The following is a 16,316-nucleotide window of genomic DNA, read 5'->3' as shown; positions in this document are numbered from 1 at the left end:
CTGGGCACATGGCACTCGCACGACTTCACGGCGGCCCGCTGGACGGGCAGATCATCCCCCTCGACGACGACGCGGACGACAAGCTGATCGTCCCCTACAGCGAGACGCAGGTGGTCTACAACCGCCGCGGCGAGCCGCAGAACACGGGCGAGGGCGACGGCCCCACCGAGATCGACTACTGGTTCGAGGAAGCCCTCGAGGACCTCACGCTCGAGGATGACTGAGCCCTCTCGCACCGTCGAGGTCGAGCGCAAGTACGACGTCGACGAGGGGACGCCCCTGCCCGACTGGACGGCGATCCCCGGAGTCGATGCGGTCTCGCCCGGTGAGCACCGCGCTCTCGACGCCCGCTATCTGGACACCGCGGATGGAACGCTGGCCCGTGCCGGCGTCGCGGTGCGCCGTCGCTCCGGCGGACCGGACGAGGGCTGGCACATCAAGGGCCCGCGGCAGGGCGACGGCCGGGTCGAACAGGGCTGGCCCCTCGGTGGCGAGGAGGTGCCGACGGCGGTGCGCGCAGCGATCGCCGCCTGGACGACCGCGCCGCTGGAGCCGCTCGCACGCATCGAGAACGACCGGACGGCCTACCTCCTCACCGGACCGGACGGCGTCGTGGCGGAGTTCGTCGACGACCGTGTGCGCGCGACCGATCTGCGCGGCGGAACACGTCGGGCGTGGCGGGAATGGGAGGTCGAACTCGGACCGGCGGCTCCGTCCGACGACGCCGGTCGCGCGGCGTTCTTCGCGGCGATCGAGCGCGCCGTGCGGGCGGCGGGCGGTCGCGAGGCCGGCTCCGATTCGAAGCTCGCCCGGGCTCTCGGCTTCTAGGCCGCCGACTCCTCGGATGCAACCCCTTTCCGCGTGCGGTCGCGGGGTGGTTGAGTGACCACATGAGTCGACCGCCCGTGCTCCGATCGCTGCAGACGATCGTCCCCGAGACCGTCCTCGTGCAGGAGCAGGTGCGCGACGTCTTCGCCGCGCAGCCCGGGCTGGGACGGCTGGCGCAGCGCATCGTGGCGACGTCGTTCAACGTCTCCGGCATCGACACACGGCACACCGTGATCGCGGAGCTGGCCGAAGACGCCGCCCCGGACGAGCCGCTGTTCTATGACCGCGGCTCGGGACGGCTGTTGGCGCCGGGCACGAAGGCGCGCAATGACGTCTACACGCGCGAGGCGTCCCGTCTCTTCGTCGAGGCAGCGCGCCGCGCCCTCGAGGCGGACCCCGACCTGGACCCGGCGGACGTGACGCACGTCATCACGGTCTCCTGTACGGGCTTCCACGCCCCGGGACCCGAATACGAGATCGTGCGCGGGCTCGGCCTGTCCGACGCCGTCCAGCGGTACCACCTGGGCTTCATGGGCTGCTACGCCTCGATGCCGGCTCTCCGCGCGGCCGCACAGTTCTGCGCGGCCGATGAGAACGCGGTCGTCCTCGTCGTCAGTGTCGAACTGTGCACGCTGCACCTGCGCTCCTCCGAGGATCCGGACACCATCGTGGCCTCCTCCCTGTTCGCCGACGGGGCTGCCGCAGGGATCGTGACGGCACGGGACCTGCCCACGGCCGTCCCCGCGCTCCGGCTCGACGGCTTCCACACCGCGATCGTGCCGGAGGGTGTCGACGACATGGCCTGGACGATCGGCGACTCCGGTTTCGAGATGATCCTGTCGACCGCCGTCCCGCAGATCATCGGCGAGTCGATCATCGGGGCACTGGCGCCGCTCTACGGGCGGGAGGAGGGGCTGGCGGAGGCCTTCGCCGCCGGGCGGGTGGGCGACCGGGTGCGCCACTGGGCGATCCACCCGGGAGGGCGGAGCATCCTCGACCGCGTGCAGGAGCGGATGGCCCTGAGCGACGGGCAGCTGCGACCCGCGCGCGAGACGCTCCGCGAGTTCGGGAACATGTCGAGCGCGACCGTGCTGTTCGTGCTGAAGCGCATCCTCGAACAGGAGGGCGCGGAGGCCGGCGACCGCGTGGCGGCGATGGCCTTCGGACCTGGCCTCACCGCCGAGAGCGCGCTGCTGACAGTCGTCGCTCCCGCACCGTGAGCGTGGATCTGTCGGCGCGCGCCGCCGACCTCGTCGAGCTCATGGACGACCCCGACGCGGACGAGGAGGCGCTCGGCCGCACGTACCGGCGCTTCAGCGCCGTCAACGCGGTCGTCTCACGCCCCGGGCGGCTGTATCGACGCGACATCCGCCCCCGGGCGGCGGCAGGGCGTCCGCTGCGCATCCTCGACATCGGCGCCGGCGGGGGAGACCTGTGTCGCGACCTCGTCCGGAGACTGCGACGCGATGGCCTCCGGGCCGACATCACTGCTCTGGACGCCGACGAGCGCGCGATCCGCTGGGCCTCGGCACACGACGACGGTGCGGGGATCCGCTATCGTCACGCATTCTCCAGCGACCTCGTGGCGGCGGGCGAGACCTATGACATCGTCCTCTCCAACCACGTCCTCCATCACCTCGACGCCGCAGCGTTGCACGCGGTGCTCGCCGACTCGCGTGCGCTGGTGGGCGACCGCGGACTCGTCTCCCACCACGACATCGCCCGCAGCCGTCTGGCGTATGGGGCGTTCGCGGCCGGGACCTGGCCGTTCGCGCGGAACCTCCTCGCCGGGTCCTTCATCCGGGTCGACGGTCTCCTGAGCATCCGCCGCTCGTACACTCCCCAGGAACTCGCGGCCGTCGCCCCGTCGGACTGGGAGGTGCGGTCGCACCTGCCCGCACGACTCGAGCTGCGCTGGGAGGGCGCAGATGGTCGACCATGACGTCCTCGTGGTCGGGGGCGGTCCGGTCGGGCTGCTCCTCGCCTGCCTCGTGGCGCAGGACGGCCGCCGGGTGCGGGTGTACGAGCGTCGCACGGACCAGGGTACGCAGACGCGCGCGATCGGGATCCACCGTCCGGGGCTCGATGCCCTCGATGCCGCCGGGGTGGGCACCGAGGTGCGCTCCGAGGCGCTCCGGCTGTTCGGCGGTGAGGTCCGCAGTCGCGGGCGGCGGCTCGCCGCCCTGACCTTCCCGTCCGAACGTCCGATCCTCACGCTCGCGCAGCCGCGCACCGAGGAACTGCTGCGAGGCCGCCTCCGGGCGCTGCAACCGGATGCGCTGCAGTCCGGTCGCACCGTCAGGTCTCTCCGTGACGAGGGGCCTTTCGTGCGGGCCGGGATCGACGACGAGCACGGGTGCCGCCAAGAGACGGCGTCGATCGTGATCGTCGCCGACGGCGTGCGGAGTCCTTTCCGGACGGCGTTCGGTGCCGGCTGGGACCCGCGGTCGGGGAGCGCGGACTACGCGATGCTCGACGTCGATGCCCCGCAGGCCGACGATCGCGCCGTGCTGTACTTCGAGCCGGACGGCCTCGTCGAGTCCTTCCCCTTGCCGGGCGGGCGGCACCGCTGGGTGGTGCGCGAAGACCGTGGCAGGACGGTGGCATCGGCTGCTGAGCTGGCAGGCCTCGTCGAGCAGCGGACGGGGCACGCTCTCGACGTGGACCCCGCCGCGCCCGTGTCGTCGTTCCGCGCGGCCCAGCACGCCGCGCGGCGGCTGCATCGCGGACGGATCGTCCTGCTCGGGGACGCCGCGCACGAGGTGAGCCCGATCGGCGGTCAGGGCATGAACCTGGGCTGGGCGGATGCGCTCCGGCTGCGGGACGCGTTGCGCCGGACCGACCGGGGCGCCGTCCCCGTCCTGGACGGCTTCGCCCGGGAGGTATGGCGGACCACGCGGAAGGCGCATCGTCGTTCCGCGTTCTTCATGGCGATGGGGGCTCCGGCTATCGCGCCGGTCGTCGTCGTCCGGGAGGGGCTGGTCGGCGTGCTCGGCTCCTCAGCACTGCGCGGGTGGACGACCGGCCTCATCACGATGCGCGGCCTGTGACGCGAGAAGGCCCGGTCCGCGTTGCGCGGACCGGGCCTTCGTCGAGGCGTCGGATCAGAAGTTGATCATGTGGCCGGCCAGGCCATGGAAGCCCTCCTGCAGCGCCTCAGACAGCGTCGGGTGCGTGTGCACGTTGCGGGCCAGCTCGAGAGCCGTGAGGTCCCACTTCTGCGCGAGGGTCAGCTCGGGCAGCAGCTCCGACACGTCGGGGCCGATCATGTGCGCGCCGATGAGCTCGAGGTGCTCGGCGTCGGCGATGAGCTTGACGAAGCCGACCGGCTCGCCGAGGCCGTGCGCCTTGCCGTTGGCCATGAACGGGAAGGTCGCGACCTTGATCTCACGCCCCTCGTCCTTGGCCTGCTGCTCGGTGAGCCCGAACGAGGCGACCTGCGGCGAGCAGAACGTCGCGCGCGGCATCATGCGGTAGTCGCCCAGCGTCATGGTCTCGGCGCCGCCGATGGTCTCGGCCGCGACGACACCCTGCGCCTCGGCGACGTGCGCGAGCTGCAGCTTGGCGGTGACGTCGCCGATGGCGTAGATGCCCTCGACGTTCGTGCGCATGTGGTCGTCGATGTCGATCGCACCGCGCTCCGTCAGCTTCACACCCGTCTTGTCGAGTCCGAAACCCTCGACGTTCGGGGCGAACCCGACCGACATGAGCACCTTGTCGGCCTCGATCGACGCCTGCTGGCCGTCCTTGCCCGTGTACGAGACGGTGACGGAGGAACCGTTGTCGACGACCGACTCGACCTTGGTGGAGGTGAGGATGTCGACGCCGTAGTTCTTGTACTGCTTCGTGATCTCCTTCGACACGTCGGCGTCCTCGTTGGGAAGGGCCCGGTCGAGGAACTCGATGATCGTGACCTTCACGCCGTAGTTCGTCATCACGTAGGCGAACTCCATGCCGATGGCGCCGGCGCCGACGATCACGATGGACTTCGGCAGCTCACGGGAGAGGATCTGCTCCTCATAGGTCACGACGTTGTCGCTGAGCTGCACACCGGGGAGCAGGCGGACCTTCGATCCCGTCGCGATGATCGCGTTGTCGAACGTGACCTCCTCGGTGGAGCCGTCCGCCTTCGCGACCGAGATGGCCTTCGGGCCGGTGAAGGTGCCGCGGCCGTCGTACTCGGTCACCTTGTTCTTCTTCATGAGGAAGTGGATGCCCTTGACCCGGCCGTCCGCGACGACGCGGCTGCGGTCGAACGCCTTGCCGTAGTCGATCGTGAACTCTCCGGAGATCCCGAAGAAGTCGGCCTTGTGGTTCAGGGTGTGCGCGATCTCCGCGTTCTTCAGGAGCGCCTTGGAAGGGATGCAGCCGACGTTGAGGCAGACACCACCCCAGTACTTCTCCTCGATGATCGCGGTGGACAGGCCGAGCTGTGCGCTGCGAACCGCAGCGACGTATCCGCCAGGACCTGCACCAAGGATGACGACGTCGTAATGTGGCATGCCTTAAGCCTATCGCTCCGAGGGGGCGTCGGAATCGGTGGGAGCCGGTCCCCGAGGACGGCGCACGATGAGCCAGACGACCACACTCAGCGCGGCGAGCACGCCGAGGATCACCAGGACCCAGATCCATGTCGAAGCGGCTCCGGCGTCGTCTCCCGCGTCCGGTGCCGTCGTCGCGGTCGCCTCGGGCGTGGTGGTCTGCTCCGTCGTCGGCGCCGCGGTCGGGGGAGCGGTGGTGGGCTCGCCCGTCGCGGCACCCTCGTCACCGACGGTGACGGTGAAGGAGAACTCGCCGGACGTGGGGTGGCCGTCGCTCGAGACGACCTTCCAGACGACGCGATACTCGCCGGCGGGCCCCGAGCCGGTCAGGGGCTGGGTCACGATCGCCCCGTCGACCGTCGGGGCGCCGTCGATCACGGATTCGCCGGCCGGATCGGTGACGGTGAGCTCCGTCGCTCCTTCGCCGTCGATGAGCTTGGCGCTGAAGGTGAGGGTCAGCTCCGCGGGCAGCGTCTCCACGCTGCTGTCCGCCGCGGGCGACGACGACACGAGGGCGTCGTGGGCCGAAGCCGACAGCGGGGAGAGGAGGACGAGGAACGCGGCGAGGAGGGTGGCCGCGAGGGCGATCGGGGCCGCCGGGCGGCGCAGAGCTGTGGTCTTCACGAGTCCAGCCTATGAATCCCCGGTATGGGACCGCTGAGTGCGAAAGCGGCCTCCCGCGCACCCCTCTGGATCGGATAGTCTGGACAGCCAGGAGGGCACAGTGACAGACAGCGACAGCCGACCGGCCGGTGAAGCCGCCATCCATCGCTCCGGCGAGCCGAGACACGATGTGACGCAGACGTTCGGACACGATTCCGATCTGTCGTTCGTCCCGTTCGGCGTGGAGTTGACCGATGTCGAGCAGTCGGCCATCGCGGCGCTGCCCTCGGGCTCGGCTCTGCTGCTCGTCCGTTCCGGAGCGCTCGCCGGTGCGCGGTATCTCCTCGACACCGACGTGACCACCGTCGGCCGCCACCCGGAGGCCGACATCTTCTTCGATGACGTCACGGTGTCCCGTCGTCACGCGGAGATCACCCGGACCGGGACGACGTTCGAGATCATCGACCAGCGCTCCCTCAACGGCACCTATGTGAACGGGGAGCGCGTGGACCGCAGCCCCCTGGCGGACGGCTCCGAGCTGCGCGTCGGCAAGTTCCGTCTGAACTTCTTCGCGTCCCCGCTCGACCGCGCGGCGAACGCCTGATGGCGGCAACTCCCGCCCGTGAACGCTCGGCGTCCGCGGGCCTGCTGAGTATCGGTCAGGTGCTCGCACGCCTCACTCCGGAGTTCCCCGACCTGACCTCCAGCAAGCTGCGGTTCCTCGAGGTGCAGGGCATCGTCCGGCCCTCCCGCACCGAGTCCGGCTACCGGAAGTTCTCCTCCGCCGATATCGAACGGCTCCGTCTGGGACTGACGCTGCAGCGGGATCACTACCTTCCGCTCAGCGTCATCCGCGAGCAGCTCGACGAGGCGGAGGCCTCGGGGGAGACGGCGGCGCTCGCGCCGCCGCCCTCGATCGCCCCGGCGCCGCGTCGTTATCGCCGTGACGAGCTGCTGGCTGCAGCAGGCGCGGGCCCGCAGCTGCTCAACGACGCCATCAGCACCGGGGTCATCACCGCGCAGGAGACCTACTCGGATTCCACCGTCGCGCTGCTCCGTGGGCTCGTCGCCCTCGACCGGCACGGCATCGAGCCGCGTCATCTCCGCTCCCTGCGACAGGGTGCGGAGCGTGAGGTCTCGCTCATCGAGTCGGCGCTCTCCACGCTGCTGCGCCGAACCGATGCCGCCTCGCGGGCGCGCGCCAACGAGCTCGCGCCGGAACTGGCCACACGGATCGACGACGTCCGGACCTTGTTCGTGAAGGACGCACTCACGCGGATCCTTTCGTAACGAACTGATTGCGACACACCTTCGGCGTCGCGCGGATGTCGTTGCCGGTGCCGGGACCCTGCTCTACCGTGGAGATAACCGTTCCAGGGAGGATTTCAGATGAATGCGGATGAGCTCGCAGGCGACCCGCGGTTCGTGACCGAACTCCTCTTCACCGACGGTCTGCCCGCGATGGACGACGAGGTCGGCTACCGCGGCGCCGTGGCGGCACGTGCGGCCGGCATCACGTACCGTCAGCTCGACTACTGGGCACGCACCGAGCTCGTCGAGCCCACGGTGCGCGGCGCGAACGGCTCCGGTTCGCAGCGCCTCTACGGGTTCCGCGACATCCTCGTCCTGAAGCTCGTGAAGAGCCTGCTCGACACCGGGATCTCCCTGCAGCAGATCCGCACCGCGGTGGACGAGCTCCGCCGCGCCGGTATCCGCGACCTCGCGGGGACGACCCTCATGAGCGACGGGGCTTCGGTCTACCTCTGCACGTCGAACGACGAGGTCATCGACCTGGTCAGCCGCGGTCAGGGTGTCTTCGGTATCGCGGTCGGCAAGGTCCTGCGCGAGGTGGAGTCGACGCTCGTCGCCTTCGACGCCTCCGCTCCCGACCCCGTCGACGAGCTCTCCGCCCGTCGCGCCAAGCGCTCCGCCTGACGGCCCCCGCTCCACGAAGAACGGCCACCCTCGAAGAGGATGGCCGTTTCGTCGTTCCGGGGTCTCAGCTCTGCGGTCCGGTCTCCGGGACGGGGATCCGACCCGTGCGGATGATGCGGTCGAGGAGCTGGTCGAAGTCTGCGGCGAGTTCCTGCGCCGAGTCGCCGGGCCAGATGTGCAGCGGCTTCGCGGCGCCCTGCGCCTGCTGGAGAGAGGTGCGCTCCGGCAGTTGCGGCGAGAGGACGAGAGGGCCGAACATGTCCCGCAGCTCCTTGATACGGAACTGGTGCTCGATCGACTGCGGGCGCACGCGGTTGACCACGATGCCCAGCGGCTGGAGGCGCGGGGAGAGGCCGCGGCGGATCTCCTCGATCGCACGGAGGGCACGGTCTGCTGCCGCTACGGAGAAGAGGCCGGGCTCGGTGACGACCATGACGCGGTCGCTCGCCGCCCACGCGGTACGGGTGAGGGCGTTCAGCGAGGGCGCGCAGTCGATGAGCACGAGGTCGTAGTCCGCCTCGACCGCTGCGAGCGCCTCCTCGAGCTTCCATACATCGCGGACGCTCGGGTGCGGGCCGTCGAAGTTGATGGCGGACGGACTGCCGATCAGCACGTCGATCGTGCCGGGGTGGACCTTGGCCCAGCCGCTGGAGGTGATCGCCTGACGGACGGTCTTCTCCTTCGGGTTCGCCAGCACATCGGCGATGTTGAGTCGTCCCGCGACCTGGATGTCCATCCCGGTGGAGACGTCGGACTGCGGGTCGAGGTCGACGACGAGCGTCCGGACACCCCGGGCGAAAGCCGCGGAGGCCAGCCCGAGTGTCACGGTCGTCTTGCCGACGCCCCCCTTGAGAGAGCTGACGCTGAGTACGTGCACGGAGACCACGTTACCTTCCCCTAGGCTGGGGGAACACTCAGCCCCGCCCCATGTGCGTGCCTCGGCCGTGCATCGAGCTCTCAGAGGTGTGCATGTTCCAGAAGATCCTTGTGGCGAATCGTGGCGAGATCGCGATCCGGGCATTCCGGGCAGCGGTCGAGGTGGGGGCGCGCACCGTCGCCGTCTTCCCGCACGAGGACCGCGGCTCGGTCCATCGGCTCAAGGCCGACGAGGCGTACGAGATCGGCGAGCGCGGGCACCCGGTCCGCGCCTACCTGGATGTCGACGAGATCATCCGCGTGGCCACCGAGGCCGGTGCCGACGCCATCTACCCCGGCTACGGCTTCCTCTCGGAGAACCCCGAGCTGGCGGAGAAGGCCGCGGCGAACGGCATCGTGTTCATCGGGCCGCCGGCGAAGGTCCTCGAGATGGCAGGCAACAAGGTGGAGGCGAAGCGCCACGCCGTCGAAGCGGGCGTCCCCGTGCTCCGGTCCACCGAGGCCTCGGACGACGTCGACGCCCTGGTCGCCCAGGCGGAGGAGATCGGGTTCCCCCTCTTCGCGAAGGCGGTGGCCGGGGGAGGCGGCCGTGGCATGCGGCGCGTCGAGACGCTCGGCGATCTCGGACCGGCCCTCGCCGAGGCCATGCGGGAAGCCGGCAGCGCCTTCGGCGACCCCCGGATGTTCCTCGAGCAGGCCGTCGTCCGGCCGCGGCACATCGAGGTGCAGATCCTCGCGGACAAGACCGGCGAGACGGTGCACCTGTTCGAGCGGGACTGCTCCGTGCAGCGGCGGCATCAGAAGGTCGTCGAGATCGCTCCCGCCCCCAACCTCGACGACGACGTGCGCCAGGCCCTGCACGGCTACGCCGTGGCCTTCGCCCGCTCCATCGGCTACGAGAACGCGGGGACCGTCGAGTTCCTGCTGGAGACGGCGGGGGAGCGTGCCGGCGAAGTCGTGTTCATCGAGATGAACCCGCGCATCCAGGTCGAGCACACGGTCACCGAGGAGGTGACCGACGTCGACCTCGTGCAGAGCCAGATGCGCATCGCCGCGGGGCAGACCCTCGCCGAGCTGGGACTGCAGCAGGAGAATCTGCACCTGCGCGGTGCCGCACTGCAGTGCCGCATCACCACGGAGGACCCGACGCAGGGCTTCCGTCCCGACACCGGGAAGATCACGACCTACCGCTCGCCCGGCGGCGCGGGGATCCGTCTCGATGGCGGCACCGTGCACCAGGGCGCCCAGATCAGCCCGCACTTCGACTCGATGCTGGCGAAGCTCACGTGCCGAGGACGCGACTTCCCGGCCGCCGTCGCCCGCGCGCGCCGTGCCCTCGCCGAGTTCCGCATCCGCGGTGTCTCCACGAACATCCCCTTCCTCCAGGCTCTGCTCGACGACGAGGCGTTCATCCGGGGCGACGTCAGCACGTCCTTCATCGACGAGCGCCCGGAGCTGCTCCGCGGACGCGCCTCGAAGGACCGCGGGACGAAGATCCTCAACTGGCTCGTCGACGTGACGGTGAACAAGCCGCACGGCGCGCACCCCGGCGTCATCGACCCCGCGACCAAGCTGCCGCCGATCGACCTGGCGGTCGAACCGGTGCCCGGATCCCGGCAGCGGCTGCTCGAGGTCGGTCCCGAGGAGTTCGCTCGCGGCCTGCGTGCGCAGAGCGCCCTCGCGATCACCGACACGACCTTCCGCGACGCGCACCAGTCGCTGCTCGCGACCCGGGTCCGCACGAAGGACCTCGTCGCCGCCGCTCCGTACCTCGCCCGGCTGACACCGGAGCTGCTGTCGGTCGAGGCCTGGGGCGGCGCCACCTACGACGTCGCGCTCCGCTTCCTGGGCGAGGACCCGTGGGAGCGACTGGACAAGCTGCGGGCGGCCCTCCCGAACGTCGCGATCCAGATGCTGCTGCGTGGCCGGAACACGGTCGGCTACACGCCGTACCCGACGGCGGTGACCGAGGCCTTCGTCGCGGAGGCGGCAGCGAGCGGCGTCGACATCTTCCGCATCTTCGACGCGCTCAACGACGTGGAGCAGATGCGCCCGGCGATCGAGGCGGTCCGCGCCACGGGGACCGCGGTCGCGGAGGTCGCGCTCTGCTACACCGGCGACCTGCTGGATCCGGCGGAAGGGCTCTACACCCTCGACTACTACCTCGGACTCGCGGATCAGATCGTCGCCGCGGGCGCGCACATCCTCGCGATCAAGGACATGGCGGGCCTGCTCCGTCCCGCCGCCGCCGCGAAGCTCGTTTCGGCGCTCCGTGAGCGCTTCGACCTGCCCGTGCACCTGCACACCCACGACACTCCGGGCGGACAGCTCGCGACCCTGCTCGCGGCCAGCGCCGCCGGCGTCGATGCGGTGGATGCCGCGTCGGCCCCGCTGTCCGGCACGACCAGTCAGCCGTCGCTGTCTTCGCTCGTGGCCGCGCTCGCCCACACGGAGCGGGACAGCGGGATCTCCCTCGCCGCGGTCTCCGACCTGGAACCGTACTGGGAGGCGGTGCGTCGCCAGTACGCGCCGTTCGAGTCCGGGCTGCCGGGACCCACCGGACGTGTGTACCACCACGAGATCCCCGGCGGACAGCTGTCGAACCTCCGGCAGCAGGCGAAGGCTCTCGGCCTCGCGGACGACTTCGAACTCATCGAGGACATGTACGCCGCAGCCGACCGCATCCTCGGACGCGTCCCGAAGGTCACCCCGTCGTCGAAGGTCGTGGGGGACCTCGCCCTGCACCTCGCCGCGGTGAAGGCCGATCCCGCCGACTTCGAGGCGAACCCCGAGAAGTACGATGTGCCGGACTCCGTGGTCGGGTTCATGGCCGGAGAGCTCGGCGACCTCCCCGGTGGCTGGCCCGAGCCCTTCCGCTCCAAGGTGCTCGCCGGCCGTTCCGTGCGAACCGGCCTCACGGCGCTGACGGACCAGGACGAGGCGGAGCTGGCGGGGACGAGCGCGCAGCGGCGCTCCCGCCTGAACACGCTGCTGTTCCCCGCGCCCACGGCCGAGTTCACGGAGCGGCGCGAGCAGTACGGCGATCTGTCCGTGCTCGACACGAGCGACTACCTCTACGGGCTGGTCCCCGGCCAGGAGCACCTCATCGAGATCGACCGTGGGGTGCAGCTCTACGTGGGTCTCGAAGCCATCGGCGAGGCGGACGACAAGGGCATGCGGACCGTCATGACGACCCTGAACGGTCAACTCCGGCCCGTGTTCGTGCGGGATCGTTCCATCTCCGTGGATGCACACGAGGTGGAGAAGGCGGACACGTCCGTTCCCGGCCAGGTGGCGGCGCCGTTCTCCGGAGTGGTCACCCTCAAGGCCGAGGTGGGGGCGACGGTGCGGGCCGGTGAGCCGGTCGCGTCGATCGAGGCGATGAAGATGGAGGCTGCCATCACCGCCCCCGTGGACGGGGTCGTCGAGCGGCACGCCATCGCCGAGACGCAGCAGGTGGACGCGGGTGATCTTTTGGTCGTGATCCGACCGGCGCACTAATCTTGTCCGGGCGAGGCCGCGCACCCTGGGCGCATCCCGAGGCCCGCACAGGTTGGAGTGACACGTGACCGCGAAGAACAACGCCGATCCCGAGGACAGTCCGCTGGGGGTGCTCGACGACGCTGCGTCCGTCGACACCGCCGGCATCGGCATCCTCGGCGGGACCGCGCAGGTGCGGGTGACCCTGCCGGCGGAGGAGGACGACGACCTCGCCGACGACGGCGTGGTGGAGGGAGAGGTCGGCATCGACCTCGTCGTCGACGACCTCACGCTGCCCGCCGCGCCGAAGCCCGTCCTGGATCCGCCGCGCACCGACGACGTGATCGATGCGGTCGTGGTGGAGGAGCCCGCGCCGATGGCAGATGCCGCCCCGGCTCGGGTCGCCGAGGAGGAGGCTGCGGCTCTCTTCCTTGCGAAGGCCGGTGCCGACCGTGCAGAGAGCCCGGCGGCTAAGCCGGCGCGCGCCCCGCAGCCACCCGTGCAGAAGGAGACCACGATGCCCGCATCCGACGACAAGCCCGTCGCCTCCGCGCCCACGCGTCCGGGCCCGCGCACCGACGTGACGCTCACCGCGAAGCGCCTCGACGAGTTGGGGGAGTCCGCCCGCGAATCCGCGGACCTCCTCACCACCGATCGCCTCCTCGACCCGCATCGTATGGCCAAGCCGGAACCCGAGGGCGGGTGGAGCCATCTGCTCTACACGCTGTCCGGTCGGCGGCTGAACATCGGCGACGGGCGCCGTGCGCGCGAGCGCAAGGAGCTGACCGCGCGCATCGCGGCCCCGCTCGCTGGCGGCGCCCGCTTCGTGCCGGTGCTCTCCCGCAAGGGCGGCGTGGGCAAGACCACCGTCACGGCGCTCCTGGGCATGGCCCTCGCGGACGCGCGGGAGGACCGTGTCATCGCCGTGGACGCGAACCCCGATCGGGGAACTCTCGCCGACCGGGTGCAGCGCGCCGCGCACGGCAAGTCCGTGCGAGACCTGGTGCGCATCCGCGACGACGTGCGGGGCTACCACGACGTCTCCGCCATCGTCGCTCGGGATGCGACGCGCCTCGATGTGCTCGCATCGGACGCCGATCCCCGCGTCGCCGAGGCCTTCAGCGACGACGACTACCGCGATGTCGCCGATGTGGCCGCGCACTACTACTCGCTCGTGCTCACCGACACCGGCACCGGAATCGTCCACTCCGTGATGTCGGCCACCCTCGACCTCGCCGACCAGATCGTCATCGTCTCCGGCCTCAGCGTCGACGAGGCGCGACTGGCCTCCGAGACGCTCACGTGGCTGGAGACCAACGGGTACGCGCAGCAGGCGCGGGATGCGATCGTGGTGCTCAACCAGTCCACGCCCGGCACGCCGCTCGTGCGTCTCGGAGAGCTCCAGGCGCACTTCGCGTCGCGGGCCCGCAGCGTCGTGCGTGTGCCGTACGACCCGCAGATCGCCGCGGGCGGGACGATCGTCTTCGCGAACCTCCTCCCCGAGACGCGGAAGGCGGCACGCGAACTCGCGGCGCTCCTCGTCGAGGGTCTCCGGGCGAAGGCCGCCTGATGACGGTCCGAGAGATCCGCATCTTCGGCGACCCGGTCCTGCGGACCGTCTGCGCGGCCATCGAGGAGATCGACGACGGCGTGCGCGCCCTGGTCACCGATCTCCTGGAGACCGTCGAGCTCCCCGGTCGCGCCGGCGTTGCGGCCCCGCAGATCGGCGTCGCGCTCCGTGCCTTCAGCTACAACGTCGACGGCGAGATCGGGTACGTCCTCAACCCCGTGCTCACGGAGGTGCGCGGCGAGCCCGAGCCGACGGGGGAGGGCTGCCTCTCGGTGCCGGGACTCTGGCACGACGCGCAGCGCCACCCCTGGGCCCGGGTCGAGGGGATCGACCTCGACGGGCAGCCGGTGGTGCTCGAGGGGGACGGCTTGCTCGCGCAGGCCCTCCAGCACGAGACCGACCACCTCGACGGCAAGCTCTTCCTCTCCCGGCTCGACCCCGAGACCCGGAAGATCGCGATGCGCGAAGTTCGAGAGAGCTCCTGGTTCTAGCCCCGACCCACCCCTTCTCGTACGAACCGGCCCCTTACGCGCGAGCGCAAGGGGCCGGTTCGGTCAGAAGGGGGTGGGTCGACCTGTGGGTCAGCCGCCGATCGCGACGTTGGTCGTGGCGACCGGCTCGTCGTAGATCGCGGAGATCTCGTCGGCGAAGTCGTTCATGATAATGTTCCGCTTGATCGACAGCTTCGGGGTGAGGTGGCCCGAGGCCTCCGTCCACTCCGAGTCCAGGATCGTGAACTTGCGGATGGACTCCGCGCGCGACACCCGCTCGTTCGCCGCGTCGACCGCGCGCTGCACCTCGGCGCGGACCTGCGGGTTTATCGAGGCCTCCGCCAACGTCATCTTCTCGTCGAGACCGTTGTTCGCGAGCCAGGTCGGCAGCATCTCCGGGTCGAGGGTGACGAGTGCCGAGATGAACGGACGCTGGTCGCCGACGACGACGACCTGCCCCACGATCGGGTTCGCGCGGATCGGGTCCTCGAGGGCGGCCGGGGCGACGTTCTTGCCGCCCGCCGTGACGATGATCTCCTTCTTGCGCCCGGTGATCGTGAGGAATCCGTCGGCGTCGAAGCTGCCGATGTCGCCGGTGTGGAACCAGCCGCCGTCGCTGAACGCCTCGGCGGTGGCCTCCGGGTTGTTCCAGTACTCCTTGAACACGTTGATGCCCCGCACCTCGATCTCGCCGTCGTCGGCGAGACGCACCCCGACGCCGGGGAGGGCGGGGCCGACCGTGCCGATCTTCGACTTCGAGGCGAGGTTCACCGTCGCGGGCGCCGTCGTCTCGGTCAGACCGTAACCCTCGAGGATCACCACGCCGAGGCTGTGGAAGAAGTGGCCGAGGCGCGCGCCCAGGGGAGCGGAGCCCGACACCGCGTAGACGACGTTGCCGCCCATGGCCTCACGGAGCTTGGAGTAGACGAGCTTGTTGAAGAGCGCGAACTTCAGCTTCGTGCCGAACGGGATCTTCTTGCCCTCCTCCAGCAGCCGGGAGTGCTCGATCGCGACGTCGGCCGCGGCGCGGAAGATCTTGCCCTTGCCACCCGCCTCGGCCTTCTGCTCGGCGGAGTTGTAGACCTTCTCGAACACGCGGGGGACCGCGAGGAGGAAGGTGGGCTTGAACGAGCCGAGGGCCGGCAGCAGCTGACGCGTGTCGGGCTGGTGGCCGGTGCGCACCCCGGCGTGCACGTTGAGGATGGAGATGAAGCGCGCGAAGACGTGCGCCGTCGTGATGAAGAGCAGGGTGGAGGAGCCGGGGGTCTGCACGACCTCGTCGAGGGCCTTCGCGGAGTTGCGGGACAGCTCGACGAAGTTGCTGTGCGTGAGCACGCAGCCCTTGGGTCGTCCGGTGGAGCCCGAGGTGTAGATGAGGGTCGCGATGTCCGAGCCGACGGCGAGGTTCCGGCGACGCTGGATCTCGTCATCGGAGACCGAGGCTCCCTGCGCGGTGAGCGTGTCGATGGCGCCCAGATGCAGCTGCCAGACCTCCCGGAGCAGCGGCAGGTCGCCGCGCACCTCGTCGACGCGGGCGAAGTGCTCCGGTGACTCGACGAGGAGCGCGATCGCGCCGGAGTCCTCGAGGATCCACTGGATCTGCGACGGCGAGCTCGTCTCGTAGATCGGCACCATCACCGCACCGGCGTAGAAGAGGGCGAAGTCGACGAGGCTCCACTCGTAGGTGGTGCGGGCGAGGAAGCCCACCTTCTCGCCCGGCTGGATGCCCGCGGCGGCGAAGCCCTTCGCGAGCGCGATCACGGCGGTCTCGAAGTCGGCGGCGGAGATGTCGCGCCACTCGTCGCCCTGCGGGACGGAGAACAACGCCCGGTCGGGAGTCGCCTCGACGCGCTTCGCAAGCAGGTCGGCGACGTTCGCGTCGGGATCGGCGGGGACGATCGCGGGGACTTCAAACTGGACCACGGCAGCTCCTTCGGTACCGGTCGGGCACGGGCGTTGGTCCGAGTCTAGGGCATGGCACCGGGTCGCGGT

The 16,316-nt window shown here is 70.3% G+C and carries 15 protein-coding genes; 11 read left to right on the top strand and 4 right to left on the bottom strand.

What is annotated here, in order from left to right; all coding sequences use genetic code 11:
* Nucleotides 1-8: 8 nt before the first annotated feature.
* The 5 genes from C6C15_RS10705 to C6C15_RS10685 all read left to right on the top strand — a co-directional run bounded on the left by C6C15_RS10705 (nucleotide 9) and on the right by C6C15_RS10685 (nucleotide 3,878).
* Complete coding sequence (locus tag C6C15_RS10705; RefSeq protein WP_025105115.1) at nucleotides 9-224, top strand: hypothetical protein; 216 nt, start codon at nucleotides 9-11, stop codon at nucleotides 222-224.
* Nucleotides 217-828: a CYTH domain-containing protein gene (locus C6C15_RS10700; protein ID WP_060921147.1), complete on the top strand. Its 612-nt coding sequence runs from the start codon at nucleotides 217-219 to the stop codon at nucleotides 826-828. Before C6C15_RS10705 ends, C6C15_RS10700 begins: the two co-directional genes overlap by 8 nt.
* A gap of 62 nt (nucleotides 829-890) precedes the next feature.
* On the top strand, nucleotides 891-2,048 hold the full coding sequence (locus C6C15_RS10695) for a type III polyketide synthase (protein WP_231919635.1): 1,158 nt from the start codon (nucleotides 891-893) through the stop codon (nucleotides 2,046-2,048).
* Nucleotides 2,045-2,770: a methyltransferase domain-containing protein gene (locus C6C15_RS10690; RefSeq protein WP_060921149.1), complete on the top strand. Its 726-nt coding sequence runs from the start codon at nucleotides 2,045-2,047 to the stop codon at nucleotides 2,768-2,770. Before C6C15_RS10695 ends, C6C15_RS10690 begins: the two co-directional genes overlap by 4 nt.
* Nucleotides 2,757-3,878 carry an FAD-dependent oxidoreductase gene (locus tag C6C15_RS10685; RefSeq protein ID WP_060921150.1) on the top strand — a complete coding sequence of 374 codons (1,122 nt, stop codon included), beginning with the start codon at nucleotides 2,757-2,759 and terminating at the stop codon, nucleotides 3,876-3,878. The genes C6C15_RS10690 and C6C15_RS10685 overlap by 14 nt, the downstream gene beginning before the upstream one ends.
* 54 nt (nucleotides 3,879-3,932) lie before the next feature.
* On the opposite strand, the gene lpdA is transcribed toward C6C15_RS10685, so the two are convergent.
* Both lpdA and C6C15_RS10675 read right to left on the bottom strand, forming a co-directional pair.
* Nucleotides 3,933-5,330, bottom strand: a complete 1,398-nt coding sequence (gene lpdA, locus C6C15_RS10680) for a dihydrolipoyl dehydrogenase (RefSeq protein ID WP_060921151.1) — start codon at nucleotides 5,328-5,330, stop codon at nucleotides 3,933-3,935.
* Between the two features lie 9 nt (nucleotides 5,331-5,339).
* Nucleotides 5,340-5,993 carry a copper resistance CopC family protein gene (locus C6C15_RS10675; protein WP_105950053.1) on the bottom strand — a complete coding sequence of 218 codons (654 nt, stop codon included), beginning with the start codon at nucleotides 5,991-5,993 and terminating at the stop codon, nucleotides 5,340-5,342.
* A 100-nt stretch (nucleotides 5,994-6,093) separates the two neighbouring features.
* Between C6C15_RS10675 and C6C15_RS10670 the strand changes: the two genes are divergently transcribed.
* From C6C15_RS10670 to C6C15_RS10660, 3 genes are all read left to right on the top strand, one after another.
* Nucleotides 6,094-6,576, top strand: coding sequence for an FHA domain-containing protein (locus C6C15_RS10670; RefSeq protein WP_060921153.1), 483 nt, complete (start codon nucleotides 6,094-6,096; stop codon nucleotides 6,574-6,576).
* Nucleotides 6,576-7,262 carry a transcriptional regulator FtsR gene (gene ftsR, locus C6C15_RS10665; RefSeq protein ID WP_060921154.1) on the top strand — a complete coding sequence of 229 codons (687 nt, stop codon included), beginning with the start codon at nucleotides 6,576-6,578 and terminating at the stop codon, nucleotides 7,260-7,262. The genes C6C15_RS10670 and ftsR overlap by 1 nt, the downstream gene beginning before the upstream one ends.
* A gap of 99 nt (nucleotides 7,263-7,361) precedes the next feature.
* Nucleotides 7,362-7,907 (top strand): MerR family transcriptional regulator, encoded by a 546-nt coding sequence (locus C6C15_RS10660; RefSeq protein WP_060921155.1) that lies wholly within the window; start codon nucleotides 7,362-7,364, stop codon nucleotides 7,905-7,907.
* A 64-nt stretch (nucleotides 7,908-7,971) separates the two neighbouring features.
* Here the strand turns inward: C6C15_RS10660 and C6C15_RS10655 are convergent, their stop codons facing one another.
* Nucleotides 7,972-8,784 carry a ParA family protein gene (locus tag C6C15_RS10655; protein WP_060921164.1) on the bottom strand — a complete coding sequence of 271 codons (813 nt, stop codon included), beginning with the start codon at nucleotides 8,782-8,784 and terminating at the stop codon, nucleotides 7,972-7,974.
* 92 nt (nucleotides 8,785-8,876) lie between these two features.
* Here C6C15_RS10655 and C6C15_RS10650 point away from each other — a divergent pair, with 92 nt between their 5' ends.
* From C6C15_RS10650 to def, 3 genes are all read left to right on the top strand, one after another.
* Nucleotides 8,877-12,284 (top strand): pyruvate carboxylase, encoded by a 3,408-nt coding sequence (locus C6C15_RS10650; RefSeq protein ID WP_060921156.1) that lies wholly within the window; start codon nucleotides 8,877-8,879, stop codon nucleotides 12,282-12,284.
* A gap of 64 nt (nucleotides 12,285-12,348) precedes the next feature.
* Complete coding sequence (locus C6C15_RS10645) at nucleotides 12,349-13,833, top strand: MinD/ParA family ATP-binding protein (protein ID WP_060921157.1); 1,485 nt, start codon at nucleotides 12,349-12,351, stop codon at nucleotides 13,831-13,833.
* Entirely contained in the window at nucleotides 13,833-14,324 is a 492-nt protein-coding gene (def, locus tag C6C15_RS10640; protein ID WP_060921158.1) for a peptide deformylase, read from the top strand. Before C6C15_RS10645 ends, def begins: the two co-directional genes overlap by 1 nt.
* Before the next feature lie 90 nt (nucleotides 14,325-14,414).
* Here def and C6C15_RS10635 read toward each other — a convergent pair whose 3' ends face one another.
* Nucleotides 14,415-16,247, bottom strand: coding sequence for an AMP-dependent synthetase/ligase (locus C6C15_RS10635; RefSeq protein WP_105950052.1), 1,833 nt, complete (start codon nucleotides 16,245-16,247; stop codon nucleotides 14,415-14,417).
* Nucleotides 16,248-16,316: the final 69 nt, after the last annotated feature.

The organism is Microbacterium sp. str. 'China' (assembly GCF_002993305.1).
GTDB lineage: Bacteria > Actinomycetota > Actinomycetes > Actinomycetales > Microbacteriaceae > Microbacterium > Microbacterium paraoxydans.
The sequence above is the reverse complement of the archived record's forward strand: the minus strand, read 5'-3'. Positions and strand labels throughout refer to the sequence as shown.